The 24412-nt window shown below is 65.4% G+C and carries 30 protein-coding genes; 10 read left to right on the top strand and 20 right to left on the bottom strand.

Going from position 1 to position 24412, the window contains the following annotated elements; genetic code table 11:
- The first annotated feature begins 201 nt into the window (after positions 1-201).
- A complete protein-coding gene (locus DQP58_RS05985; RefSeq protein ID WP_112707566.1) occupies positions 202-810 on the top strand; it encodes a hypothetical protein in 609 nt (202 codons plus the stop codon).
- Entirely contained in the window at positions 801-1547 is a 747-nt protein-coding gene (locus DQP58_RS05980) for an Mce protein (RefSeq protein ID WP_112707565.1), read from the top strand. The genes DQP58_RS05985 and DQP58_RS05980 overlap by 10 nt, the downstream gene beginning before the upstream one ends.
- Before the next feature lie 94 nt (positions 1548-1641).
- Here the strand turns inward: DQP58_RS05980 and DQP58_RS05975 are convergent, their stop codons facing one another.
- The 4 genes from DQP58_RS05975 to DQP58_RS05960 all read right to left on the bottom strand — a co-directional run bounded on the left by DQP58_RS05975 (position 1642) and on the right by DQP58_RS05960 (position 4528).
- On the bottom strand, positions 1642-2232 hold the full coding sequence (locus DQP58_RS05975; protein ID WP_112707564.1) for an arsinothricin resistance N-acetyltransferase ArsN1 family B: 591 nt from the start codon (positions 2230-2232) through the stop codon (positions 1642-1644).
- Positions 2233-2275: 43 nt separating this feature from the next.
- Positions 2276-2713, bottom strand: coding sequence for an SgcJ/EcaC family oxidoreductase (locus tag DQP58_RS05970; protein ID WP_112707563.1), 438 nt, complete (start codon positions 2711-2713; stop codon positions 2276-2278).
- Between the two features lie 27 nt (positions 2714-2740).
- Positions 2741-3466, bottom strand: a complete 726-nt coding sequence (locus tag DQP58_RS05965; protein ID WP_240629580.1) for an esterase — start codon at positions 3464-3466, stop codon at positions 2741-2743.
- A gap of 114 nt (positions 3467-3580) precedes the next feature.
- Positions 3581-4528, bottom strand: coding sequence for a DMT family transporter (locus tag DQP58_RS05960; protein WP_240629579.1), 948 nt, complete (start codon positions 4526-4528; stop codon positions 3581-3583).
- Between the two features lie 146 nt (positions 4529-4674).
- Here DQP58_RS05960 and DQP58_RS05955 point away from each other — a divergent pair, with 146 nt between their 5' ends.
- Positions 4675-5526, top strand: coding sequence for a LysR family transcriptional regulator (locus DQP58_RS05955; RefSeq protein ID WP_112707560.1), 852 nt, complete (start codon positions 4675-4677; stop codon positions 5524-5526).
- Between the two features lie 30 nt (positions 5527-5556).
- Here DQP58_RS05955 and DQP58_RS05950 read toward each other — a convergent pair whose 3' ends face one another.
- On the bottom strand, positions 5557-7170 hold the full coding sequence (locus DQP58_RS05950) for an MFS transporter (RefSeq protein ID WP_112707559.1): 1614 nt from the start codon (positions 7168-7170) through the stop codon (positions 5557-5559).
- Between the two features lie 185 nt (positions 7171-7355).
- Positions 7356-7709 carry a UBP-type zinc finger domain-containing protein gene (locus DQP58_RS05945; RefSeq protein WP_112707558.1) on the bottom strand — a complete coding sequence of 118 codons (354 nt, stop codon included), beginning with the start codon at positions 7707-7709 and terminating at the stop codon, positions 7356-7358.
- 131 nt (positions 7710-7840) lie between these two features.
- On the opposite strand from DQP58_RS05945, the gene DQP58_RS05940 reads away from it, so the two are divergent.
- The 3 genes from DQP58_RS05940 to DQP58_RS05930 all read left to right on the top strand — a co-directional run bounded on the left by DQP58_RS05940 (position 7841) and on the right by DQP58_RS05930 (position 9651).
- Positions 7841-8179, top strand: coding sequence for a nitroreductase/quinone reductase family protein (locus tag DQP58_RS05940; RefSeq protein WP_112707620.1), 339 nt, complete (start codon positions 7841-7843; stop codon positions 8177-8179).
- Between the two features lie 113 nt (positions 8180-8292).
- The gene (locus DQP58_RS05935) at positions 8293-9168 is read left to right on the top strand and encodes an alpha/beta fold hydrolase (RefSeq protein ID WP_165827803.1); all 876 of its coding nucleotides are present in this window, start codon (positions 8293-8295) and stop codon (positions 9166-9168) included.
- A gap of 36 nt (positions 9169-9204) precedes the next feature.
- A complete protein-coding gene (locus DQP58_RS05930) occupies positions 9205-9651 on the top strand; it encodes a VOC family protein (protein WP_112707557.1) in 447 nt (148 codons plus the stop codon).
- Here the strand turns inward: DQP58_RS05930 and DQP58_RS05925 are convergent.
- The 6 genes from DQP58_RS05925 to DQP58_RS05905 form a co-directional block, all read right to left on the bottom strand.
- On the bottom strand, positions 9648-10325 hold the full coding sequence (locus tag DQP58_RS05925; RefSeq protein ID WP_112707556.1) for a Crp/Fnr family transcriptional regulator: 678 nt from the start codon (positions 10323-10325) through the stop codon (positions 9648-9650). The genes DQP58_RS05930 and DQP58_RS05925 overlap by 4 nt on opposite strands.
- Before the next feature lie 174 nt (positions 10326-10499).
- On the bottom strand, positions 10500-10670 hold the full coding sequence (locus tag DQP58_RS26740) for a hypothetical protein (RefSeq protein ID WP_165827802.1): 171 nt from the start codon (positions 10668-10670) through the stop codon (positions 10500-10502).
- Positions 10671-10780: 110 nt separating this feature from the next.
- Positions 10781-12214 carry an FAD-dependent oxidoreductase gene (locus DQP58_RS05920; RefSeq protein WP_112707555.1) on the bottom strand — a complete coding sequence of 478 codons (1434 nt, stop codon included), beginning with the start codon at positions 12212-12214 and terminating at the stop codon, positions 10781-10783.
- A 99-nt stretch (positions 12215-12313) separates the two neighbouring features.
- Complete coding sequence (locus DQP58_RS05915) at positions 12314-13054, bottom strand: SDR family NAD(P)-dependent oxidoreductase (RefSeq protein WP_112707554.1); 741 nt, start codon at positions 13052-13054, stop codon at positions 12314-12316.
- 54 nt (positions 13055-13108) lie between these two features.
- Complete coding sequence (locus tag DQP58_RS05910; protein ID WP_112707553.1) at positions 13109-13393, bottom strand: hypothetical protein; 285 nt, start codon at positions 13391-13393, stop codon at positions 13109-13111.
- Between the two features lie 83 nt (positions 13394-13476).
- On the bottom strand, positions 13477-13950 hold the full coding sequence (locus DQP58_RS05905; RefSeq protein ID WP_112707552.1) for a GtrA family protein: 474 nt from the start codon (positions 13948-13950) through the stop codon (positions 13477-13479).
- Between the two features lie 106 nt (positions 13951-14056).
- Between DQP58_RS05905 and DQP58_RS05900 the strand changes: the two genes are divergently transcribed.
- The 3 genes from DQP58_RS05900 (at position 14057) to DQP58_RS05890 (ending at position 16995) form a co-directional block, all read left to right on the top strand.
- The gene (locus DQP58_RS05900) at positions 14057-14428 is read left to right on the top strand and encodes a hypothetical protein (RefSeq protein ID WP_112707551.1); all 372 of its coding nucleotides are present in this window, start codon (positions 14057-14059) and stop codon (positions 14426-14428) included.
- A 382-nt stretch (positions 14429-14810) separates the two neighbouring features.
- A complete protein-coding gene (locus tag DQP58_RS05895) occupies positions 14811-15677 on the top strand; it encodes a hypothetical protein (RefSeq protein WP_112707550.1) in 867 nt (288 codons plus the stop codon).
- Between the two features lie 286 nt (positions 15678-15963).
- The gene (locus tag DQP58_RS05890; protein ID WP_112707549.1) at positions 15964-16995 is read left to right on the top strand and encodes a fused (3R)-hydroxyacyl-ACP dehydratase subunits HadA/HadB; all 1032 of its coding nucleotides are present in this window, start codon (positions 15964-15966) and stop codon (positions 16993-16995) included.
- A 74-nt stretch (positions 16996-17069) separates the two neighbouring features.
- Here the strand turns inward: DQP58_RS05890 and DQP58_RS05885 are convergent, their stop codons facing one another.
- On the bottom strand, positions 17070-17501 hold the full coding sequence (locus DQP58_RS05885; protein ID WP_112707548.1) for a MarR family winged helix-turn-helix transcriptional regulator: 432 nt from the start codon (positions 17499-17501) through the stop codon (positions 17070-17072).
- A gap of 57 nt (positions 17502-17558) precedes the next feature.
- Here DQP58_RS05885 and DQP58_RS05880 point away from each other — a divergent pair, with 57 nt between their 5' ends.
- On the top strand, positions 17559-18182 hold the full coding sequence (locus tag DQP58_RS05880; protein ID WP_112707547.1) for a TIGR03086 family metal-binding protein: 624 nt from the start codon (positions 17559-17561) through the stop codon (positions 18180-18182).
- 167 nt (positions 18183-18349) lie between these two features.
- Here the strand turns inward: DQP58_RS05880 and dnaB are convergent, their stop codons facing one another.
- From dnaB to DQP58_RS05840, 7 genes are all read right to left on the bottom strand, one after another.
- Complete coding sequence (gene dnaB / locus DQP58_RS05875) at positions 18350-19726, bottom strand: replicative DNA helicase (protein ID WP_112707546.1); 1377 nt, start codon at positions 19724-19726, stop codon at positions 18350-18352.
- 528 nt (positions 19727-20254) lie between these two features.
- Positions 20255-20713: a 50S ribosomal protein L9 gene (gene rplI, locus DQP58_RS05865; protein WP_066873329.1), complete on the bottom strand. Its 459-nt coding sequence runs from the start codon at positions 20711-20713 to the stop codon at positions 20255-20257.
- 30 nt (positions 20714-20743) lie between these two features.
- Positions 20744-20998, bottom strand: coding sequence for a 30S ribosomal protein S18 (gene rpsR / locus DQP58_RS05860; RefSeq protein ID WP_003874730.1), 255 nt, complete (start codon positions 20996-20998; stop codon positions 20744-20746).
- Positions 20999-21041: 43 nt separating this feature from the next.
- Positions 21042-21569, bottom strand: coding sequence for a single-stranded DNA-binding protein (locus DQP58_RS05855; protein ID WP_112632464.1), 528 nt, complete (start codon positions 21567-21569; stop codon positions 21042-21044).
- Between the two features lie 102 nt (positions 21570-21671).
- Positions 21672-21962: a 30S ribosomal protein S6 gene (gene rpsF / locus DQP58_RS05850; protein ID WP_007771721.1), complete on the bottom strand. Its 291-nt coding sequence runs from the start codon at positions 21960-21962 to the stop codon at positions 21672-21674.
- Between the two features lie 133 nt (positions 21963-22095).
- The gene (locus DQP58_RS05845; RefSeq protein ID WP_112707545.1) at positions 22096-22737 is read right to left on the bottom strand and encodes a DJ-1/PfpI family protein; all 642 of its coding nucleotides are present in this window, start codon (positions 22735-22737) and stop codon (positions 22096-22098) included.
- Positions 22738-22789: 52 nt separating this feature from the next.
- Positions 22790-24412, bottom strand: a 1623-nt coding sequence (locus DQP58_RS05840) for a glycosyltransferase family 87 protein (protein WP_112707544.1), incomplete at its 5' end; no start/stop codon positions are given.

Genomic DNA, 24412 nt, shown 5'->3' with positions numbered 1-24412 from the left:
CTTTAGCGCCGCCTCGAGCCACGTTCTCCCGCGATGACTGGTGGTCATTCTGCTGCTCCGCCCGGTAGCGGCCACTTGACGCATCACCAGCTACGCGAGAAGATGCCCTACCAGGACGCCGATGTTAATGGGCATTTGGCGTTGAGATGGTAGTTCGGTAATCGGTGACCGCGGGATATCGTATTTCCTGGGGAAGAGCGGATGAATCTGACGAGGGTGCGACGAGCAGGTAGCGGCCTAACGTGCGCCGCGCCGGCGCTGGTCGCTGCCATCGCGCTCTCGGGGTATGCCGCCGCCGATGCCGGGCAGCCCCCGCCACCGTTGCCGGTGTTCACGCCCGCGCCTAGCGAATGGTCGCCGAACTTCGACATCTGGCCGTACAACACGTTCACGGCACGGGTGACACCGGAGATGATCGGCGGAATGTCGGACTCGTGCCAGTGGTTCAAGGCGCAGTTCGATCCGCTGATCGACCAGATCAACGATTTCAACCGCTACCTCGGCGACCAGCACGACGACTATTCGGCCGGCGGCGCACAGGGATACGCCCGCGCCGTGGTCGCCAACATCGACCAGTCGACGGCGTTCCTGGCGCCTCGAGTCAAGCCACTGATCATCACCAACCAGCCCGACAACTTCGGACCGTACTCGCCGGTATACGGCGGCGAATCGATGACGCACTTGGCATTTCAACTGTCGCGGATCAGCGACAGCATCAAGAGAAAGGACCCGTCAGGAGTCACCCACGCCAACATCGTCTCGGCCACCGGCTGGGCGAACGCGCTTCGCGACTCCGGCGCATGCAACTGATGAATAACCGCCCAGCACTACGACCAGTCGGCAACCCGGGCACGTGGTTGGTAAGTCGCTTCCGCCTCGCCGCGGCGCGCATCGGGAATGACGCGACGCATCCACCGGCACCCACCGACACCGACGACTCCGGCGACGATGCGACGCCGACCGGCCCCTCATCGGACACGAGCGACGACGCCGCCGAGACCGCCGAGCCCGACACGGCGGGCGACGACCAGGAGCTCGCGGACGAGGTGCGCGCGGATGCCCGAAAGCCTCGTCGGTTCAACGCCGTTCGCTGGGTCGCCGCGGGCGTGCTGGCCATCCTGATCACGGGTTCGGGTTATGAGGGCTGGCTGTTGTTTCAGCACCACCAGAGGGAGGTCGCGGCCGCCCAGGCACTGACTGCGGCCAAGAAGTACATTCTCGCGCTCACCAGCGTGGACACCAATGCGATCGATAAGAACTTCACCGACGTCCTCGACGGGTCGACTGGTGAATTCAAGGACATGTACACCAAATCCAGCGCCCAGCTGCGCCAGACGCTCATCGACAACAAAGCGGCGGCGCATGGGAGTGTGATCGAGGCCGCGGTCCAGTCCGCCACCGAAGACAAGGTGGACGTCGTGCTGTTTGTCGATCAGTCGGTGAGCAACGGGGCCGCCCCGGCGCCCCAGCTGGACCGCAGCCGGGTCAGGATGACCATGGAGAAGGTGGACGGTCGCTGGCTGGCCAGCAAGGTCGATCTGCCCTGAAGCTGTTGCCCTAGAGACGATTCACGACTCAGCGGGTCGATGTCGGCGTCCGCCCTGAGCGGTAGACACGTGTGCTGGTCCCAAAGGAGCGCGGTCATCGAGCAGATCCTCGGGTGGAACCGCTAGTCGTGTGTGTCGCCAGCGCGGTATCGAGCGCGTGATCGGGCAGCTCGAACCAGGCCATCGGCTCCGGTGGTGCCGGCGGCGGTTCAACCAGCCGGCGATGCCACCAGCCGACGTCCCACCACGTTTCGTGTTTGAAACCCACGCCGCGGAAGGTGCCGATGGGGGCGAATCCCAGCGCTTCGTGCAGGCCGACGCTGGCGGAATTGGGTAACGCGATGCCCGCATACGCGTTGACATAGCCTTGCGCGACAAGCACATTGAACAGCGCGGCGTAAAGCCGGCTGCCCTGGCCTTGGCGGTGAATCGATTCGTCGAGGTACAACGAGACATCGACCGACCAGCGGTACGCCTCACGCGCGCGGTGCGGACTCGCGTAGGCGAACCCCTTGACTCGGTCACCGTCGGCCACGACCAGCCAGGGCAGCCGCGCGAGCGTCCTCGTCATCCGCGAGCCCATCTCGTCGGCGCCTGGGGGTGTTGCCTCGAAGGAGATCGCCGTGTCGCGCACGTAGGGCAGATAGATCTCCGCGACCGCAGTTGCGTCCGCCGCCGTGGCCATTCGCACCCTCATCACCACACAACGCTAGTCGGGCGGCGGTGCTTCAGGAAAAGAATTTAGCCATGAGCTTTTCGGCGATCCACCGGTGTGCGGTGTTCTGCGAGGCGACGAGTTGCCAGCGACCGTCCGCCCGCACGGCCACGCTGGTGTTCACGCGGGCGTTGCGCCGGCTGCCCCGTCGTCCCGCCCTGACCACCGACGCGTTCGCGTGGATCAGAGCGACGTCGGGTGTGAGAAATCGGATCCCGGTGATGTCTACTCGCAGCTGCGTTCGGTTGAGCAACTTCCTGAAGAGCGGAACGTACGACGCCGCGATGGCATCGCGGCCGACGTGACGGCTGCCCAGAAAGGTGATGTAGTCGGCGTCGGTGGTGAACACGCTCGCGTAGGCCGCGGGATCGCCCGCGGCCCAGGCAGTTACCTGTCGATCGATGAGCGCCCGAATGGCTTGCTCGTCGGCCTGCTGGTCGCCGGCTGTCATGATGCCTCCCGCGGGTGGGTTATCCGACTACGCGATCTCGGGACTGATCATCGATGCGATCGCATTGCGCGGCACCGACACTTGCGTCGCTTCCATCGCCGGCTGCAGCGCGTTCTGATCGAAGAAGAACACGATCGCGTCATTGGTGATCGCGAAGCTCTGGTAGTTCGTCGGCTGGAGCCCGGTGGCCGGCGGAATCGACACCGTCGCCCGATACCGGTCGGCCAGGGTCTTCTGCACGATCGGCAAGATCGTCTGCAGCGGTTGACTTCCCGGCCGGAATAACGCATCGAAGGTGATCGGTTGTTGGTTGGCCAGGTCGAAGTTGAAGGACCTGTACCACACCAACGGGTGGGCGGCGCCGAGATTCTGATAGATCTCGGTGACAACCGACTGGGTGCCGGAGGCCGGGGGACCCGAACTGTACCGGGTACCGGTAACCTTCAGCGCTGTCGGCGATTTCAACGTGTTCACCGGTCCGCGCTCGTTGCCGAAGTCGTCGCTGACCTTGGTCAGATAGCCGATCATCGTCTGCTCGTCGGGATAGTTGGCCGGAAACACCATGCTGATGTCCGACAGTGGAGCCGAGGCGTCGAAGTGGCACATTTGATTGGTGTCGACGCTCGCCGGGTCGCACAGTTGCGCGTCCGCGTGGACCGCGGCAGGGCATGCGAACGCGGCTGCCGATGCAAAGGCTGCCACCGCCGCCGCGACCCACCGTGATCCGGTACGACGCCCGCTGCCCAAGTTCACCCAATGCCTCCGTTGCATAACCCGCAGGGTGCATTGTCACAGATGGGCAACGTCGGATGAACGGACGGTCGACGAGCTATCGCCAACGCCGCTGCGCCCAGGGCGCTCGCGGTCTCAGCGCGGCGCGTCCTGCAGCTCGCCCTGCGGCAGCCTCGCGGTGGGCGCGTCCACACTCGCTGGTCGGCGCCGACCGGATGCGCGGGTGTTGATCCAGCATGCGAGCCCTCCCAGCACCAGACCGACCGCGATGCCCGCGTCGGGACGTTGATCCAGGATCATCCACGACAAGACTCCGGCCACGGCGGGAATGACGGCGAACAGCATCGCGACCGCCGTTGCACCGTGGGTATTGATGGCCCGCACGTAGAGGCTCACCGCGAGCGTGGCGTTCAGCAGCACCATGCCGCTGACCGCGATCAACGCCTTGACGCCGTCGTGGACCGTGAACGGCGTGACGATCGCGAACGCCGCGGCGGGTATCAGCCCGACGGCATTCTGCATGGCGCTCATCACCCGGAAGTCGACGCGGGTGCAGAACCGTTGCTGATACACGCCGCCCGCCGAAAGTCCAAGCAGTCCAACGACAAGCAACACGATGACCGGGTCGACGCCGTGGGTGCTCATCAGCCTTCGGGAACAGGCGGCCAGCACCGCGACGACGCCGAGCGCCAGCGCAACCACGCGCAGGACGCCGAGCGGCTCCCGCAGGAACGTCGTCGCCAGGATCGCGGTGGTCACCGGATTCATCGCTATCACCACCGCACACAGCACCGCCGGCGCCCCGAGCTGAACAGCCTCGTACAAACAGCAGAACTGCACGCCCTGGATCAGCAGACCCGTGACCAGGACGTGGCCGAACTGCGCTCCGCGCGGCCAGCCGGCCCTGGCCACGATCGACCAGATCGCCAGGATCGTTGCGGCCAAACTGAATCGCAGCACCAGCGCGGCCATCGGCGTCATGGCGGTTACCGCCAGGGTGCCGATCGGATATCCGAGGGCGTAGAAGAACGTCACCGCGGTGGCGGTGGTGACCGGCATGCGGGGCAGAGGCATGCCACCCATGTTGGCTTGATCGACCGACGCAGTCCAACGATTATTGGCGATCGCGATTGATCGCGAAAACTTATCGCTACCGCCCGCCGGTCGTGCGTATTCGAGGCTTGGAGCCGATTATTGATTAGCAAGATTGATCGGATTACAGTGCGGCTATGGCCCAGGTGCTCGATATCGCGCCGCTGCGCAGCCTCGTCGCCGTCGCCGACTGCGGCGGTTTCCACCGTGCCGCCGCAGCCCTCCACCTGAGCCAGTCCGCGGTCAGCCAGCATCTGCGCCGTATCGAAGCGGTGGTCGGTGAACCGATAGTGCAACGCTCGGGACGGGGGGTCGCCTTCACCGAGGTCGGGCAGAAGGCACTACGCCATGCCCGCACGATATTGGCGGCGCACGACAACGCGCTCGATGACCTGGGTGCGACCGAACACAAGGTCCTGACCATCGGCGCCACCGAACACGGCGCCGATGTGATGCTTGCCGGCTTGTCCCGGGTGTTGCGCGAGCGACTCCCCGACCTGCGGGTGCGCTTCCGGCTCGACCGCAACGTGTCGCTGGCCGATTCGATCGACCGCGGTTTGGTCGATCTGGCCATCATGCTCGACGGGGCCGGTCTGGATCGCGCTAATGCCTCGGGAGTTGTTCAGTTGCAATGGGTTTCCGCGCGCACACTGACGCTCTCACCGCGAGAGCGGCTGCCGCTGGTGATTTTCGCGGAGCCGTGCACATTGCGTGAGCCGGCCTTCGCGATTCTGGAAGGCCACCATATCGAGTACGAGATCGCCGCCGAGTGCGGTGATTTGTCCGGCCTCTACGCGGCGGTGCGATCGGGCCTCGGCGTGGCACTGCTGCCGATGATCGGTAAGTTCCCCGACGGTCTGAGTCCGGCCGAGGGACTGCCGCCCGCCAACAGCGCCTCGATACTGGTGCGCGGCCGTCACGGCATCGACCCCGACTTGCTGGGGACGGTCGACGATGCGGTGCGCGACTTGCTGGCCGCCGCAACCTGATTCGGTGTAACCGGTAGAGACGGCAAGGTGTTAGCGGCGTAGTCGCAGCGCCAGGAAGTATTCGTGCTGTCGGCTGCGGTCCACGGTGTAGCCCATTGCCTTGGTGACACCCTCGGTGTCGTATTCCAGCCAGCGCTCGGTGCGCTGACGCTCGAATTCGGTCCAGGAGGCCACCGTGAACCTCTCGAGGAATGTATCCGGTTGTCCGACACTGTGATACAGCCGCCAACTGTGTCCGCCGGTGCGCAGCCGGGACTGCCTGACCGCGCGCATCGCCTCGGTGAAGTCGTGGAGGTTCGCGGGCGGAACCTGATAGCGAACGGTCACCAGCACCGGCCCATCCTGCGGGCATGGTTCGAACACCAGCGTGGGTGACGGCCAGGCGGTGGAAACGTCGACGCTCAGCGTCCCGGTGCAGGGCAGCAGCGGGAGGATGAAGATGCTGAGGGCGACGACGCCGAGCACCACCGCCGACCCGATCAGCGCGGTGTGCAGCCCCGCCCGCGTGGCGAGCGCACCCCAGACGTAGGAGCCGATCGCCTGAGATCCGGTCGCGACGAGCAGATACACCGCGAGGCCCCGAGCGCGCACCCAACGCGGCAGGGAAAGCTGCGCCGCGGCGTTCAACGTCGTCAGGGTGATCAGCCACGAGGCACCGGACAGCACCAGGATCGGAGTCGCCGCGGCGAACGGCAGCCAGGCTACTGCCAGCGGCGCCAAGGCGTACACGGCGGCGGACCCGGCCAGCAGGACGTTATCGGGGACCTTCTGGTGTAGCCGTGCGGCAAACGCCACTGAAAGCACGGCCCCCAAGCCGATCGCCGCCAGCGCCACCCCGTAGCCGCTGGCGGCCAGGTGCCACCGGTGTGCCGCGGCCACCGGCAACAGCGCGAGCACGGCCGACGCCGGAAACAGGAAAAGCACCGCGCGCAACAGGATCCTGCGGAAGATGGGGCTGTTGTCGACATAGAGCAGCCCGGTGAGGATGGCGTGGCCGAAATGTTCCCGCTCCAGCGGGGCGAATTGCTTGGGCCGCTTCCAGGCGGCGAGGGCAACGATGATTCCGGCGAACGACACCGCGTTGATGGCGAACGCCGCCGCGGGTCCGGACACGGCCACCACGACACCACCGATCGCCGGTCCGATCGCTCGTGCGGCGTTGCCCGCGACGCTGCCCAGGGTCGAAGCGGCCGGTATCTGCTCGCGAGGGACGACCTCGGGTTGGATCGCCTGCCAGGCCGGCCCGGCCAGTGCGGACGCGCAACCGATGGCCACGGTGAACGCCAGCAGCGAAGTCGGGGTCATCCGCCCGAGGTAGGTCAGCACGGCCAACGCCAAGGCCACCAGCACCGCGTAGGACTGCAGGACAAAAAGCAACCGCCGCCGGTCGAACAGGTCGGCGAGTACGCCCGCACAAAGACCTAGCAGCAGCGTCGGTCCGAGGCTCGCGGTCTGCACCAGCGCCACGATGACGTCGCTGCTGTGCTTTTCCACCAAGAACCATTGGGCTGCAACGCTTTGCATCCATGTCCCGACGTTGGACGCCAGCTGCGCGATGAACAGGCTGCGATACACGCGGTTGCGGAGCGGTGCCCATGCCGACGGCTGCTCAGCCGCGGCGCTCTCCCGATCCTGGATCACCATTGGATCTGTGGGCCACCACCGTGCTCGAACCGCATACCGCAACGAAGCGCATCGACGACACACGCAAGGCGGTCGGCGAATACCAACGGCGAGCCGGGATCGACCTCTGGCATGACAGAACGCCTTTCGCGTGGTAGCGGGATTAAGAGTCTAAACCGGGCCCCGCATACCTGCCACGCGAAGCGTTATCCGTCTCGATGGCGCAGCAGCTCGAACCAGTTGTGCGGAACCCGCCCGCGCGGCCCGGGAACCGACTGATCCTCGGGGCGGCACTCGGGCGGTGCGAGCTCGGGACCCTCGTAGTAGTCGTTGGCCTCGTAGTTCCAGAACCAATCCTCGCCCGGCTCGAACGACCGGATGATCGGATGCCCGGTCTGCTGCCAGTGCTTGGTCGCATGGCGAGAGAACGAGTCGTCGCAGCAGCCGATGTGCCCGCAAGCCGCACAACGACGCAGGTGCACCCACCAACCACCGGTCGCGTCGCACTCGAGGCAGCCCATGCCGCTGGGCGGCACCAAAGGGTCGACAGGAGCAGTCATCGGCGCCCCCTTCGTCGTGCATGGCAGCTGTTAGCGCATCTGCGCGGATGCTACCCGCTTGTCCCTGCGGCCGGCATCACGTTTGCTGCGATACTTTCCACGTGCGTTACGAACAACTTGGCCGCCTGCTGATGCGAGCCGCGCCCGTAGTCAATGCGCCGATAGCCGCGCTGGCCAACTCCCGCCGCTTCGGCAGACTGCTCAACCGAAATATCACCATGCTGACCTATACGGGTAGACGCTCCGGGCGCACCTTCAGCATCCCGGTGTCCTACCGACGTATTGGGAACGAGATCGTCATCGCCGTCGGCATGCCTGACGCGAAGACGTGGTGGCGCAACTTCCTGAACTCCGGCGGACCCCTGACCTTGCGCCTCGACGGGGCCGATCGCGTCGGACATGCCGTCGCCAACCAGGACGAAAGAGGACGCGTAACCGTCACGGTGCGGCTCGCCGAGGCGAATTCGTGAACTCCACAATTCCCAACCGGGCGAACCGCCGCCGGCGGCGTCGAGCGGAAACTGCTTCACGACAGGGTGTTTGAGTCCTCGGAGGTCGAAAACTGTTTGCCCGTTCGCGCCAGATGCCGATCACACCATCCTGGTTCACCACAGCACTGGATCACAGGCCAGAGCACGTCGACGTGGACTTCGACGGTTGCCGCATACACGTGCGCGTCTGGGGTGATGCCGACCAACCGCCTGTGGTCCTCGTCCACGGTGGCGGAGCGCACTCGGGCTGGTGGGATCACATCGCGCCGTTCTTTCTACAGACGCATCGGGTGATCGCACCGGATCTTTCCGGGCACGGTGACAGCGAAGCCCGTGGCAGCTACGACTTGCGAACGTGGGCAAGCGAAGTGATGGCGGCCGCGGCGGCCTTGGGACCCGCCGGACGACCAACCATCATCGGCCACAGCATGGGCGGTTGGGTCGTGTCCACGGCGGCGATGCAGTACAGCCCCCAAATCAACAGCATGCTGGTGATCGACTCCCCGCTGTGGGAGCGCGCCCCGGAGGAGGGGCGGCTGCGCAGGCACAAGCACAACCAATACCGGACGAAAGACGAGATCTTGGCCCGCTTTACGGCGGTGCCCGCGCAGGAATTGCTCCTGCCCTACATCCGACAGCACATAGCGGCCGAGTCGGTGCGCAAAACCGACGAGGGCTGGATCTGGAAATTCGACCCGGCGATCTACGGCGGTGAATTTCTCGAACCGACCCCGGCCGACGAGGAGTCGCTGGAGACCATGCTGGCCGCGATGCGTTGCCGGGTGGGCTATTTGCGGTGTGAGGCCGGGCTGGTGCCTCCCGCGATGGCCGAACAGATCCGCTCCCTGCTTCAACTGCGTGGCCCCTTCGTGGAATTGGCCCTGGCCGGCCACCACCCGATGCTGGACCAGCCGCTCCCCCTCGTCGCAACGTTGCGGACCCTGCTTGAATTCTGGTCGATCACTTAGGGATTGACTCGCTTATGCATTGGAGAGAATGCCCGCATGCCTGAGATGCCTAGTGTCGGTTCGTGGCCATCAGCGTTGCCCGCAGTACAGGTACGGCTGGCCCGTCCCACGGCCCAGCTGCAGCGGATAGTCGCGTTCTACCGGGACGTATTGTCGCTGCCTCAGTTGCATTCCGCGGATGACGGCGAATGGGCGGTCGTCATGTTCGGGCTGCCCGGCGATCAATACAATCTCGAATTCGTCGCCCATCGCGACGGTATCGACGGAACCGCGCCAACGCGGGAGAACCTGCTGGTGTTCTACTTCAACTCGGCTGACGATCAGCAAGCGGTCGCAACCAGGTGCCGCGGCGCGGGAGCCGAGGAGGTCGTGCTCGACAACCCGTGGTGGGCCCGCAATGGGGCGATAGCCTTCCTCGACCCGGACGCGTGGACGATCGTCCTGATGCCGGCGCCCGTGCCCTTGGCGCACGCCGGGCGTTAAGCCCTGGCGCGGCGGGCCAGTTTCGCGGGTTGGTCGATGATGAGGGCCTTGCCCTGCTGGCGGATCCATCCGCGTTGGGTGAAGTCGGACAGGGCTTTGTTGACGGTTTCGCGCGACGAACCCACGAGTTGGGCGAGTTCCTTCTGCGTGAGGTGGTGCTCGACGAGCACCGAGCCGCCGGTGCTGGTGCCGAAACGCATTGCCAAATCTAGGATTTGTTTGGCCACCCGGGCGGGGACATCGGTGAAGATCAGGTCGCACAGGGCGTTGTTGGTATGCCGAAGCCGGCGCGCCAGCACCCGCAGCAGCTGCTCGGCAATTTCGGGGCGTTCGACAATCCATGTCCGCAACGCGCGACGGTCCATCCTGACCGCTTCCACCTCGGTCAGGGTGATCACCGTGGAGGTCCGCGGGCCGGGATCGAAGAGCGCCAGCTCACCGAACACGTCCCCGGGACCCAGCACCGCGAAGACGGTTTCGCGACCGTCTGTGGTCTGATGGCGGATCTTCACCGCGCCCGACAGGATGACGTACAGGTCATCGCCCAGCTCGCCCTCGACGAAGACGGTGCGCCTGCGCGGAAACGACACGTGCTCCAGGTGGCGAGCCAACGCCTCGACCGCATCGGGAGCGATCCCCTGGAAGATGCCGGCTCGCGCTAATACTTCGTTCACGCCGCCCCTTTCAACGCGTTTCGCACGGCGTTGCGCGCGCCAGGCGCTGCTCCAGAGTGGGGCGTCTTGGCTCGCTGTCCAGACTTTACACCAGGCCCGAGATTCGTAACGTGGCAGGTCAGGCCGCGGGCTGGCCGTGCAGCGAGTCGCCGTTGGGTGGGCGGGGCGGGCCGCTTATGCCGCCGACGTGGTGACGGTCGACGCGACGGTCACCTCGGAGTACAGGTTTCCGCACGCATCACAATCGACCTGATACTCGAGCTTGTGGGCATCGCGTTCGAGAAACCGGTACTGCGCCCACGCCGCGCAGCGCGGGCACCGTGCACGACCGTGCTCGATTGCCATTCGTCAACCCTTCACTCGCCAAAGACACACAGGAAGTACCCCGTGCCAAGCCGGTCTAACCATCGAGTGTCGACTGCCCATGGACGCGGGCGCGGGACGGCGTTCGGCCCCTAGTAGTTGAGCCCCGAGAACATGACCCGGCCGGGATCGTATTTCTGCCGCACGGCGCTCAGCCGCGATAGGTTCGGGCCGAAATAGCGCGAGGGCGACTGGTTGGCCTCGATGTAGTTGACGTAGCCGCCGACCGAATACTGTTGTACGGCTTGATGTGCCGTGTTGAGCCAGTTGGTCGCGGCCGCCGGATCACCCGTTTCCACATACCACTGCACCAGCGCCGACTGGCGCCGCCACGGAAAGGCGGTGGCTCCGGGTGCCACCGTGGCGAGGGCACCGTCCAGCGCGTGCATGATGGCCAGCATGCGCCCGGCGCCGCGGGGAAAGGCATTGACCGCCGCCGCGATCCCCTGTGCCACGCCCGCGTTGACGGTGGTGAAGACGTCGGATCCGCCGACGTAGCCGAGCGGTGACGGGTTGAGATTGCCGACGGCCAGATAGTTCACCAGGTCCAAATAGTTGAAGGTGTGGTTCTCGGTGCCCGACGGCTGCAGCCCCACCGCCTGTGTGATCGCGGCCGCGGCGCTGTTGCCCGACCCGGCCGGGCAGGTCGCCAGGATCCGGCAGTGCACACCCATCGCGTCGACGGTGGCGTCCGCCAACGCCCAACTGTTCTGGTCGGCGGTGCGCAACCAGTTCTGCCAACCGACGAGGACCTGCGCGAAGGACTGCGGCGGGAAGTTGAGGTTGACGACGTCGACGTCTTTGGTGGGAAACGTGGCGAAGGTCAGGGAGGTGGTCACGCCGAAGTTGCCGCCACCGCCGCCGCGCAGCGCCCAGAACAGGTCGGGATTGCTGGCGGCAGACGCGGTGACCGCTTGACCGCTGGGCAGCACCACCGACGCCGACGTCAGCTGGTCACAGAGCAGGCCGGCATGCCGGGATTGGGCCCCCATGCCGCCACCGAGCGCATGCCCGGCGGCACCGACTGACGGGCAGGTACCGGTTGGGATGCCCCGGCCGGCAGCGGCCAGCGTCCGGTGCATCGTGTACAGACTCGTGGCCGGCGTCACCGTGACCTGTCCCGTCGCGGCGTCGTAGTTGGCGTCCCCGGGCAGTTGGCGCAGGTCGAGCACCATGGTTCCGTTCGCGGTCGACGCCCCGATGTAGGAGTGTCCGCCGCTGCGCGGGGCCACCTTCAGGTTGTGGGCTGCCGCGAAGGCCATCGCCTTTTGAACGTCGGCCGCCGATGTCGGGGTGACGACCGCCGCCGGCGTCAACCCGTTGTAGTTTGTGTTGAAAACCTGCTTGGCTCCGGCGAATTGGGGGCTGTCCGGAAGCACCACCTTCCCGCCGAGGGCCGTGGACAGGCCCTCCCAACCGGTGGGTCTCGGGTCGGCGGCCACTCGGGGTGCGCCGAGGACCGCGCCGGTGGCCAACGCTCCGACGGCGCCCCGCAAAAACATCTGCCGCGAGATCTCACGCGCCATCGTCAGGCTCCCGCGATTGCCTCATGCCTCGAATTGTCAACGACGACAAGCGTGGTGCCGCACGACGTGTCGGGGGGTGATCCAAACGTGCTCGAACCGTTACCCGGCGCCTTTGCCGTTGTCGACTCGATAGACCGCGCCGTGGATGGCGGCCGCGGCGTCGCTGGCGAGGAATGCGATGACGTTGGCGACATCGAGGGGTTGCATCATGCCGCGCGGTGAGGCGGTGCGCATGATCAGGTCGTAGTTGGGATCGTCTGGCGCGCTGAACTGTTCGATCTGCGGCGTGAGCATTCCGCCTGGACATACCGCGTTGACGCGCAGGCGATCCGCGGTGTACTCCACGGCCAACGCGCGGGTGAGGCCGATCAGGCCATGCTTGGCGGCGCAGTAGCCGGCCGAGTAGGCCTGGCCCTCGACGCCGGCGATGGAGCTGACGTTGACGATGTTTCCGCCGCGCTCCAGCAGCTGGGGCAGGGCAGCCCTGCACAGGTAGAAGGGTCCGTTGAGGTTGACCGCAAGGTCCTGTTCCCAGTCGTCGTCGGTCATCGACTCCGTGCGGCGCATCTGGTGTCGCCCGGCGACATTGACCAGGACGTCGAGGCCACCAAAATCACGCACGCACTGCTCGACCGCGTCCCGGCAGGCCTGCACCGACCCGATGTCCACCGACGCGAAGCCGCCGCGTTCGATATCGGCGAAGACGTCAGCCAGGCGTCCGGCATCGCGGCCGATGCCGAAAACCGTTGCGCCCTGCCGGCAGAACAACTTTGCGGTTTCTGCGCCCAGGCCGGACGACGCCCCGGTCACCAACGCCACTTTGTCTTGTAGTGCAGCCATGCCCGTTCCCGTCCTTCTCGGTGACAGTCGATTCGGCAGACTACTTGGTGGGCTCTACCAGGACCGCAACCGCACCAAGCTGCCGCGCCGAAGATGCGGTGGCGCAACTATTCTCATGCCGTATCTGGCGGCGATGTCGGAGACGATGCGCTCGGCCCGCATGCGTTGCCGGATGCGGCGCACGGTGATCATCGCGAGCAGGCCGATGGCCTGCCTGCTCAGTGCGATGCGGCTGGTTCGCTTCCTCCAGCTCGGCGGCGTCGAGGCCGCGCGCCGTCCCGCGTAGTAGCCGAGGCAGGTTGCCGTCGCGAGCGCGAAGATGACCGCGATTACCGTCACGTGTCGAGCGTCCTTCGTCGCCGTCGCGGGGAGGTCACGGGCGGGCTACACCTCGGCCACCAAGTGCCGGGCCGCTGTGCCGCTCAGCGCCGGAAGACGACCCACCTCATCGCGCTGTACATGTACACCGCTTCACAGCCGCCCGCCGCCAGGCGCGACAGCTGATAGTGCACGCCGATGGCCGCGAGCGCCGTGGTCACCCCGAGGATGAAGGCCAGATAGTTGACGGCGACCACCACGGCGTAGGTCAGCACCTGAGGCCCGACCGCGGCATGGGACCGAAAGTTGACTATGCGATTGAGGACGTAGCTAAGTGTGAGGGCGCATCCGTAGGCGATCGTCACGGCGATGGGCACCGGAAGGGCGAGCCCGCTGCGCAAGCCCGTCAGGATCGTCAAGTCGAGGCCGAAGGTGAAACCGTTGATCACACAGAAGCCCACGAACGTCGGCGCGACGACCGCCTTCAGGCCGAATGGAAGCCGGCCGACAACCGCCTCGCACCAGTTATGGAACCGGCCAGCCAGGCGTGAGTGGCTGGCCGAGGGTTCCGCACGCACCTGAGCACGGTGACATGACCAGGTATCGACTAGGTGATCAGTTGGCCAACTTCGGCCGATCGCGCATCGTTCCTTTCGCTGCGGGTCACGCCCTACGATTCGAAATGTGGACAAGATGCCCCACTACACCGGCCCGATAGATCCGGCAAACCGCAATATCTTTGGGGCAAGCCTGTCGCTGATCGGTTTGGCGACGATGATGCTCGCCCTTCTGCTGCTGCTGACGGTCTCGAGCAACCGCACTTTGGCGTTCAAATTGGAAGCCGGGTTCTTTCCACCGTTGTCCGAATCGGCGGTGCAGTCGGCGCGCACCGAGGTCGTCATCGCGGCTGTGTTGATTGTCCTGTCGACCGCTTCGGCGATTACGGCGGTCATTTTTCGCTCGACCATCGCGTGGCGGCTCATCGGTGGCGTGACCCTGCTGGCTTTGCTCCTGGCCGGCCCCTTGCTCTGGGTCTGCTATGACATGGCGTTCTGAATCCGCGGTGCTGCCAATATGATTCGCGCTTGAGGCCCCAGACCTCAATCTGCTGAACTGGATTCGCCAAAATACGATTAACGGTCGGCACATCGTGGGGCGAGGGTCTCGCCCCATCACCAGCCGCTGGTGACTAGCAGATGACGGCCGGGCCGCCCGTCATGGGGCAGTAGGGAGGCACACAGCTCACCGCCGTGGTTGAGACGGCCGAGGCGAGCACCAGCGCAAACAAGACTCTCGTAACCTTGTTCATAACTGGAGAGTGTACGTCCAGCCAGGTTCCTCCAGAGGCGGTTCGGGCTTGAAACAACCGCTGATGGCTCAGCCGTAGCCACCCGTAGAACGATCCGCAGGAATCGGTCCCGCTTGTCAAAATGGCTGAGTGACGATGCTGCACGGAACACCGGCGACCGTCTTGACGGCCGTCGTTGTCGCTTTTATTGCCGGAAATATGTTGCGGTCGCTTCACAACGTGGTTCGTCACGAACGGCTGCGTCAGGAGTATCGCCAAACAGTTCTGGCCATGCGCTGGTGGATGATTCCGGCGGCGGTTGGCCAGCTCACCGTGGTGATTGCTGTCTACTTCGCGCTCGTGGACGTGTTTCCGCTGCTCAGTTGGGGTTGGTGGCGGATGCTGGGCAACAGCGGCAACGTCGGTCTCGCACAGACAGGGCAGAGCGGGTGGATCTGGGCAGTGGTCGGAGTCGCGGTGCCAATCGTCTTGGCCGCTCTGGTTCCGTGGGTGGCCCATGCCGAAGAGGTCGCATTTCGCTGTCGCGCTGAACAACAAGGTGTCCGCCGAAAAGTGACGAGGCAAGTCGTGTTCGGGCTGACTCATTTGTGGGCGGGGATACCGATCGCGGCTTGCTTAGCGCTGACTTTTAGCGGGCTGTACTTCCTGATGGTGTACCTGCGCGCCATTGCGACCCTCAGCCCCGAGATGGAGGCGGCGCGACAAATGCCTCAATACGAGCGTCTGCCGTCCCCTGCGACGCCCGACAATATGGATGAGAACCCCGACGCCTGGGCGGAATTTCATAGAGAACGTGAACAGGTGCGGACGGAAAATGAGCGCCGACGTAACGAATGGGCTGACAACCTAGGTGAGCAAATATCAGCTAGTCATGACCGTGTTGATCAGGTGAGACGACGTGCGGTCGCCAGCTCCGCCGCTGCGCATGCGGTTAGCAACTGGGTGGTGATTCTGCTGCTGGTGTTGTTCCTCGCGTGGCGAGGGCTAGTGAGCTAGCAAGAGTTGCGGACCATCGGGCATTCCGGCACAAAACGCTCTACGAAATTCGCGCAACGCCCTCGGGGTAGGAGCCACCGAAACCGCAGTGTTCAACGCTGACGTCAGGTCACCGGCGGGGTGGCCGAGCGACGTCGAGTGTCGATGCCTTCGGCTAGGTCGGCCAGCGGTAACTCACTCGGGCGATGTTGTCATCCGCGTTGCGGCCTTCGGTGGCCTGATGTCGCCGGGTTAGTGTGCGTAGGTCGGCTTCCGTGAACAGGCCGACAGAAAAGTTGAGCAATCCATGACAGCAGCAGCAGAAGCGTCGGCACTCGAAGCGCGGGTCGGCCACTACTACCGGATCGACGACACTTACCAGGTCGGCCGCGAGAAACTACGCGAGTTCGCCCGCGCCGTGCAGGACTACCACCCTGCGCACTGGAAACTCGACGCCGCCGCTGAACTGGGATATCCGGACCTGGTGGCGCCGCTGACGTTCACGTCGGCCCCGGCCATGGCCGCCAATCGGCACTTGTTCGAATCGGTGGTCATCGGTTACGAGATGTACCTGCAGACCGAAGAAGTCTTCGAGCAGCACCGACCGATCGTGGCCGGAGACGAACTGCACGTTGACGTCGAACTGTCATCGGTGCGCAGGATCGCCGGCAGAGACTTGATCACCGTGACCAACACGTTCACCGATACGGCCGGCGAGCGGGTGCACACCCTGCACACCACCGTCGTGGGCGTCACCGCAGAGGATGTCGATCCGGCGATCAGAAGCGTCGCGGAAAAGGTGATGATGCACGATGTGAACCTCGCCGGAATCGACTACTCCGAGGGCGACTACCAGAAGACGGTGCGCCCGGCGGACGAGGTCCGGATCGCCCACGCAGGTACCACCCGCACCCCGGGAACACCATCCTTCGACGACGTGCAGGTCGGCGACGAGTTACCGGTCCACCATGCACGACTATCCCGCGGCGACTTGGTGAACTACTCCGGGGTGGCCTGCGACGCCAACCCGCTTCATTGGGACGAGAACCTCGCCAAACTGGCGGGCCAGCCCGACGTGATCGCCCACGGAATGCTCACCATGGCGTTGGGTGCCGGATTCGGCTCGGCATGGTCAGGCGATCCCGGTGCGGTGACCCGTTACGCGGTGCGGCTGTCCCAGCCCGTGATCGTCTCGGCCACCGAGGGTGCCGATATCGAGTACAGCGGCCGGATCAAGTCACTGGACCCGGAAACGCGCAGCGGAGTCGTGATCGTCGGCGCAAAGTCGGCCGGCCGCAAGATATTTGGCCTGGCGACGTTGAACATCCGTTTCCGCTGACGTCCGTGTGAGCTTGTAGGTCTCACGCCTCGCTCACGCGGCGGTGGCCCAGACCTTGGATGATTCCATTGGAGTCATTGGGTTCTCAATTTGCTGAGCTTTTCAAGTGCTCGCAGAAACACCCTGCGCTCCTCCGTCGTCAGCTCGCCTAGCCAGTGTTCTTCGCTGTGTTGAATTTCGGCTTGCACCGCGTTCTTGACCTCACGGCCGGCCGGCGTGATTTCGAGCAGGCGGACCCGGCGGTCATCTGGGTCAGGCCTGCGCTCGATGTAGCTGCGCTCTTGCAGCTCGTCGAGCGTCGGGATGATCCGCGTCTTGTCTGCGCCGATGGACTCAGCGAGTGCTGCTTGTGTGCGCACAGGCGACCGATCTAGCGCATCCAGAACGACGTACCCCCACATGCTCACGTGGTGCGCGGCGAGGATCGGCATCTCCGCTGCGACGAGGTCCCTGAGCAGTGGATGCAGCATCGCCGCCAAGTCATCACGCCGTGGTTTGGGTGCCATCAGCCAACTCTAAGCGTTGTCAGATCATATACATGCGCTTATGATGTGTTGATGCCTATGGACCTTCCGGACATTCGCCCTCTGCACCGCATCGCCGTGATGACCTCCACCAGCATCGTCGGCTCCGTGCAGCACGATGATCTCAACGCGGCCACCCCGTGTGCTCACTGGCAGTTGATCGACCTGCTCGCCCACATGACCATTCAACACCGCGGATTCGCCTCAGCCGCACGGGGATTCGGCAGGGAGCCCAAGGTATGGGACGCGTCATCTGTGAGGGATGCGGTCGCCGCCGACCCTGGTGCGGCCTACGCCGACGCAGCGAAGGACGTGCTCGCAGCGTTCGCCGACGACGCGGTACTCGACGCGTCGTTCACCCTTCCCGAGTTCGGGCCGGACGCGAAGTTCCCCGGCGCGGTGGCCATCGGGTTTCACTTCGTCGACTACGTCGTCCACGGCTGGGACGTCGCGAAAGCGCTAGGGATGCCATTCACCCTTGCCGACGAGGTGGTTGACGCTGCGCTGCCTCTGGCTCTCCTCGCCCCCGAGGGCGAGGCACGAGACGTCCCCGGCGCACCCTTCGCGCACGCCACCGATGGCCCCAGCCAGTCCAGCATGGACAAGATCCTGCGCTACCTCGGTCGCGACCCCAGCTGGGACGCGACATCGCGGAAGCGCTGACCCCACCACTACAGGGGGCGAATTAGCGTTGGGCCGAGGAAACCTCGCCCCCTCCGCCGAAGACCGCAACGGAGGAAGATTGCTGCGGGTTTCATAGCGCGCCCATCTCACAACGAGCTGAACAGGTACAGCCGAACGTGAGCTGGCAACCTACAAAAATTACCGGATCACCGCGCCATGTTGGTGAACCGCGACAGATGCAGCTGGTGCGCGACGGTCACCGTCTTGGTGGGGCCGTTGCGGTGCTTGGCGAGAATGAAATCCGCCTCTCCCCCGCGCGGGTCGTCGCGCTCGAATGCGTCGGGCCGGTTCAGCAGGATCACCATGTCCGCATCCTGCTCCAGCGATCCCGACTCACGGAGGTCCGACAACATCGGCTTCTTGTCGGTGCGCTGTTCGGGACCGCGGTTGAGCTGGCTGATCGCGACGACCGGCACCTCAAGCTCCTTGGCCAAAAGCTTGAGATGACGCGAGAATTCGGACACCTCGAGCTGCCGCGACTCGACCTTCTTGCCGGACGACATCAGCTGCAGATAATCGACCACGACCAGACGCAGGTCGGATTTCTGCCGCAGCCGGCGCGCCTTGGCCCGGATCTCCATCATCGTCAGGTTCGGCGAGTCGTCGATATACAGTGGCGCCTCGCTGATTTCGCTCATCCGCCGCGCCAACCGCGTCCAGTCTTCGTCGCTCATGCGGCCCGACCGCATGTCGGCGAGCTTGATCTTCGCTTCGGCTGACAGCAGCCGCATGACGATTTCGGACTTGCTCATCTCCAGCGAGAAGATCACGCTGGCCATGCGGTGCTTGATCGAGCACGACCGCAAAAAATCTAGTCCGAGGGTGCTTTTGCCCACTCCAGGTCGAGCCGCCACGATGATCATCTGCCCGGCATGCAGGCCGTTGGTCACCTCGTCGAGCTCGGTGAAGCCGGTCGGCACGCCGCGCGCGACGCCACCGTTGGAGGCGATGGCGTCGATCTCGTCCATCGTCGGCTGCAGCAGATCCTCGAGCGGAACGAAATCCTCCGACGTCCGCCGCTCGGCGACCTCATAGATCTCCGCCTGCGCGCGGTCGACCACCTCGGCCACGTCGGCGCCGTCGGCGCCCGCGTAGCCGTACTGCACCACCCGGGTGCCCGCCTCCACGAGCCGCCGCAGGAGCGCCTTCTCGGCCACGATGGTCGCGTAGTAACTCGCGTTGGCCGCTGTCGGCACCGTCGAGATGAGCGTGTGCAGATACGGCGCCCCGCCGATCCGGCGCAGCAGGTTGCGGCGGTCCAGCTCCGCGGCGACGGTCACCGCGTCGGCCGGCTCGCCACGGCCGTAGAGGTCCAAGATCGCGTCGTAGACGTTCTGGTGGGCGGGGCGGTAGAAGTCGCCGGGCCGCAGCCGTTCGAGCACGTCGGCGATGGCGTCCTTGCTCAGCAGCATGCCGCCCAGCACCGCCTGCTCGGCCGCCAGGTCCTGCGGTGGCTGGCGCCCGAAATCTTCACTAGGCGGCGAAGAATCCATGCTCGACGCCAAGTCATCGACGACTGCCACGGATTCCCTCCTCCCCCGATCCACGCACCCGAACATACATTCGATAATCGATCTGAGCGTAAGTCAAGGCGCTGACAACCTGCGCCTCATGGCACCCGCACGCCGGCGCCGGGACGACGTTAAACGTTGCTGGCTAGGACGCAAAGGGGGTGCTGTTTATGAAGCTGTGCATCGTGTGTGCATATCCGTCGACACCTGTGTTGAGCGGGGTGTGGAGAACCTGTGGATTAATGCAAAGGGCTGGGACATCGGTGCAGATACCGGCCATACAACGCCATTGAATTCGTGTGGACAAGAATCTCTACGGCGTGTCGTCGCAGGTTACTGCCCCGGGCGTGTTGGCTTTCCGCCATATTTTCCCAGCGTTACGGGCCGGTAAAGCGCGCTGCCCGGATACACCCCAGAAATAGTTCGCCAGGGAGCACGTCCGCGACGCTGGCTACCAATGGGCGCGCGGGTGCCCGCTGCACAACGAAGCCCGGCGTCGGCCGATCATGGCCACCGCCGCGACGAGCAAACGTCGGGTGCTTAGCTCTGTGCCACGACCTCGAGCGCGACTTCCACGTCGACCTCGGGGTGCAGGTGCACCGCCACCGGGTGGGTCCCGACGGCCTTGATGTGCGACTTGGGCAGCCGCACGATCCGCTTGTCCAGGTTGGGGCCGCCCGCCTTCTTGATCGCGGCGACGACATCGCTGGCGGTCACCGAGCCGAACAGCTTGCCGGAATCGGCCGCGGTCTTCACCGGCAGCGAGACCGGGCCGAGCGCCTCGATCGCCGTCTTGAGCTCGTTGGCGTGCCCGAGGTCGCGCACCGCCTTGGTTTCGCGGGCGCGGCGGATATCGTCGGCCTGCTTCTGCGCGCCGCGCGAGGCCACGATGGCCAGGCCGCGCGGGAGCAGAAAGTTGCGGCCGTAACCGTCCTTGACCTCGACCGTGTCGCCGACGGCACCAAGATGGTCGACGTCAGCCGTCAGAATCAGCTTCATCGTTTCGTACTTTCGGTAGGCCCTCGGCGGCTATCGCGCCGAGGAGGTGAAGGGCAGCAGCGCCACCTCGCGGGCATTCTTCACCGCGATGGCGATGTCACGCTGGTGCTGCACACAGTTGCCGGTGACGCGACGCGCACGGATCTTGCCGCGCTCGCTGATGTAGGTACGCAGCAGCGCGGTGTCCTTGTAATCGATCGCTTGATCCTTCTTGGCGCAGAAGACACATTTGCGTGCCTTGACCGGCTTTTCCGGAGCCGGCCGCCGCTTGTTGGACTTGGCCATGTCTGTTTTTCTTTCCGTTCTCTATTACTGAAGTTTTCTCGAATCAGAAGGGCGGTTCGTCGTCTCCGCCACCGAAGGAGCCCGATGCGGGCGCGCTGCCCCACGGGTCGTCGGCGGGAGCGCTGCTCGCCGGCGCCGACTGCTGGCGTGATCCGCCGCCGCCGCCACCACCGCCGAAGCCGCCGCCGCCACCGCCACCGCCGCTGCGGCTGGCCTTGTTGACCTTGGCCGTGGCGTACCGCAGCGAGGGGCCAATCTCATCGACCTCGACCTCGACGACGGTGCGCTTCTCACCTTCACGGGTTTCGAACGAGCGTTGCTTGAGCCGGCCCGTGACGATCACCCGGGCACCACGCGTCAGGCTTTCCGCGACATTCTCGGCGGCTTCCCGCCAGATGTTGCATCGCAGGAACAGCGCCTCACCGTCTTTCCATTCCCCGCTCTGGCGGTCATAGATCCGGGGGGTCGACGCCACGGTGAAGTTCGCGACGGCGGCACCCGACGGCGTGAACCGCAGTTCGGGGTCGGCGGTCAGGTTTCCGACAACGGTGATAGTGGTGTCACCAGCCACAACTTCCTCCTCGTTCCGCCCCGCTGCTCGCTTCTGCGACGGTGGTCCTCGCTGAGCCTACGCAAGTCCACCGACGGTGGGCCCACGACGCGACCACTGCTGTTAGTGCTTGTCGGTGCGCATCACCTTGGTGCGCAGTACCGACTCGTTGAGGCTCAGCTGGCGGTCGAGCTCGGATACCGTCGCCGGCTCGGCCTTCAGGTCGACGACGACGTAGATGCCTTCGGCGTGCTTGGCGATCTCGTAGGCCAGCCGGCGGCGGCCCCAGATGTCCACCTTGTCGACGGATCCACCATCCTTGCGGACGACGTTGAGGAACGTCTCCAAGGACGGGGCAACGGTGCGCTCGTCGAGCGTGGGGTCGAGAATGACCATGATTTCGTATGGACGCATGGAAACCTCACCACCTCCTCTGGTCTCAAGCGGCCACGGACGATCCGTGGCAGGAGGGTCGCCTGCGTCGGCAACCGCATCAGGCTACCGGAAAGGGGGCTGACCAGAAAAATCCGGCCGGTCGGGCAACCCGCTATCGCCGGGCGGCCAAGTATTCGCCGGCCCTGGCCACTGTCGCCGGGTCGGCCTTGGCGAGCGCGCCCGAGTCGAACGGCGGCTGCGGGTCGTATTCGATCAGCAGCTGAGCGGCCTGTGCGGCCTCGCGATCGACGAGCAGTTCCACCAGACGTAGCGCCATGTCGATGCCGGAGGAGACCCCCGCGGCGGTGATGATCCGCTGTGGCAGGTGTTCGACGACTCGCTGCGGCACGTAGCGGGCGCCCAAGCCGTTGAGGAGGTCCGCGGCCCGCCAATGCGTCGTGGCCGTGAGCCCGTCCAGCAGCCCGGCCGCAGCCAGCAGCAGGGCACCGGTGCACACCGAAGCGGTGAACCGGGTGTTGGGGTGTACCGCTTGCAGCCACGCCCGGATGGTGTCGTCGTGGATGAGCTGTCGGGTGCCGATGCCGCCGGGGAACACCACCACATCGGGTGCGTCCACGTCGTCGAAGGTGGCGTCGCAGCTGACACCGAGCATGCCGTTCTCGGTCCGCATCTCACCGCGGTGGTGCCCGACGAACACGACGTCGATGGACGGGATGCGTTGCAGCACTTCGTATGGACCCACCGCGTCGAGCGCGGTGAATCGCGGGAAGATGGGGATGGCAACCTGCGTCATGGCGCCAAGCCTTCGCCCCCGGCTGCGCCGGGATCGTCGTCGTCGGCGCGGGTCATGGCGCCCCGCTCGCCACTGGGGCCTGCTCGCCGGCGTGCTCGGCTGCCGGGACGGCCGAGCGGCGTGACCCCGGCGGCCGCAGCCAGTCGGGCAACCAACCGGGCGGGTCGTCGGGTGCGCGGTCGAACGGTCCGCCCGCGGGATCGTCCACCCGTCCGCCCCACCGCACCAAGTCCTCACCGGGCCGGTAGATCTGACGGATCACGAACGCGCACAACATGATAACCGCAATATCGCGGAGCAGCACGGTGGTTGTGAAGAACTGTTCGGGCAGGGAACGATTGGGGTTGCCGTACAGGTAATACATCCGCGGCACCCACACCAGCGCATCGACGGTCATCCACGCCAACAGCAGCCGGCGATGCGGCAGGGCGAGCACCGCCAGCGGCACCAGCCACAGCGAGAACTGCGGGCTCCACACCTTGTTGGTCAGCAGGAACGCCGCGACCACCAAAAACGCCAGCTGCGCCACCCGCGGCCGTTGCGGGGCGGTCAACACGACGTATGCGATCGCCGCACAACAGGCCACGAACAACACGGCGACCACGCTGTTGAGCACGGTCGGCGGCTGCCAGAATCCGAGTTTGGGATCGAACCCCCGCCACCCGGTGAACGACTTGATGACGTTGTACAACGAGTCCATGTCGTCGCCGCGCCGCGTGTTGAGTCGGAAGAACTCCGACCACCCGCGCGGAAAGAACACCAGCACCGGCAGATTCACCAACAGCCAAGTCGCTGCGGTCGACCCGGCGGTGCGGACCCACGCGCGCAGCCGTCCGGTCCGGATTCCCAGCAGCAGCATCGGGCCCAGGAGCAGCAACGGGTACAGCTTGGCCGCGGCGCCCAACCCGATCAGCACGCCCGCCAGCACCGGCTTTCGTCGCGCCCACGCCAGCAGGCCGGCCATCGCGAATGCCGTTGCCAGCGCGTCGAAATTGGTGAAGATCTGAAAAATCAGAATGGGCGAACCCGCGACCAATGCGGCATCCCAGATCCGGCGCCCGGCCAGGCCCGCGCTCGCCCAGACGGTGGCCAGCCAGGCCAGCGCCAGCCCGAACGCGGCGATGTTGAAGAACATCACCACCTCGGCGACCACCGGCAGCGGGGCGAGCTTGCTCAGGGCCGTGTAGGTCTTGGCCAGCGCCATCGACACGTACTGATAGATCCCGGTCAGCACCGGATACTCCATGTAGCGCACCGCGGGCTGCCCGTCGTAACGGATCTGCTGGGCACCGGTGGAGTCGGTCTCGACCCAGCTCGATTTGTACGGAAACTTGCCCTGGCTCAACAACTCTGCGCCGTAAAGCGGCACCGTGTCGGAGTAGCACAACTCGTAGTAGGCGCGTTGGTTGTCCCAGTTGGCCACCCGCTGATCGGCGGTGCCGGTGCCGGTGCTTTGCAGACACGCGGCCTTCGTCGACCAACCCAATGCCAAGAACACCAGCGCGATCAGGAACATCACCCGCAGCGGGGTCATCAGCCGGGTGCGGCCGATCAGCGCGTGCCGGCCCACCGGGCCACCAACGACGTCGGCGAGTGCGGCGCCCAGGAAGTCGTTGCGGCTCGGGCAATCTCGGTTGTCGGCGCTGCGCAGATCCGCGGCCAGCCGCTGCGGTGA

It is taken from the genome of Mycobacterium colombiense (assembly GCF_003284975.1).
Lineage (GTDB): Bacteria > Actinomycetota > Actinomycetes > Mycobacteriales > Mycobacteriaceae > Mycobacterium > Mycobacterium europaeum_A.
Note: the sequence above shows the minus strand (reverse complement) of the source record. Positions and strands in the feature narration are given on the sequence as shown.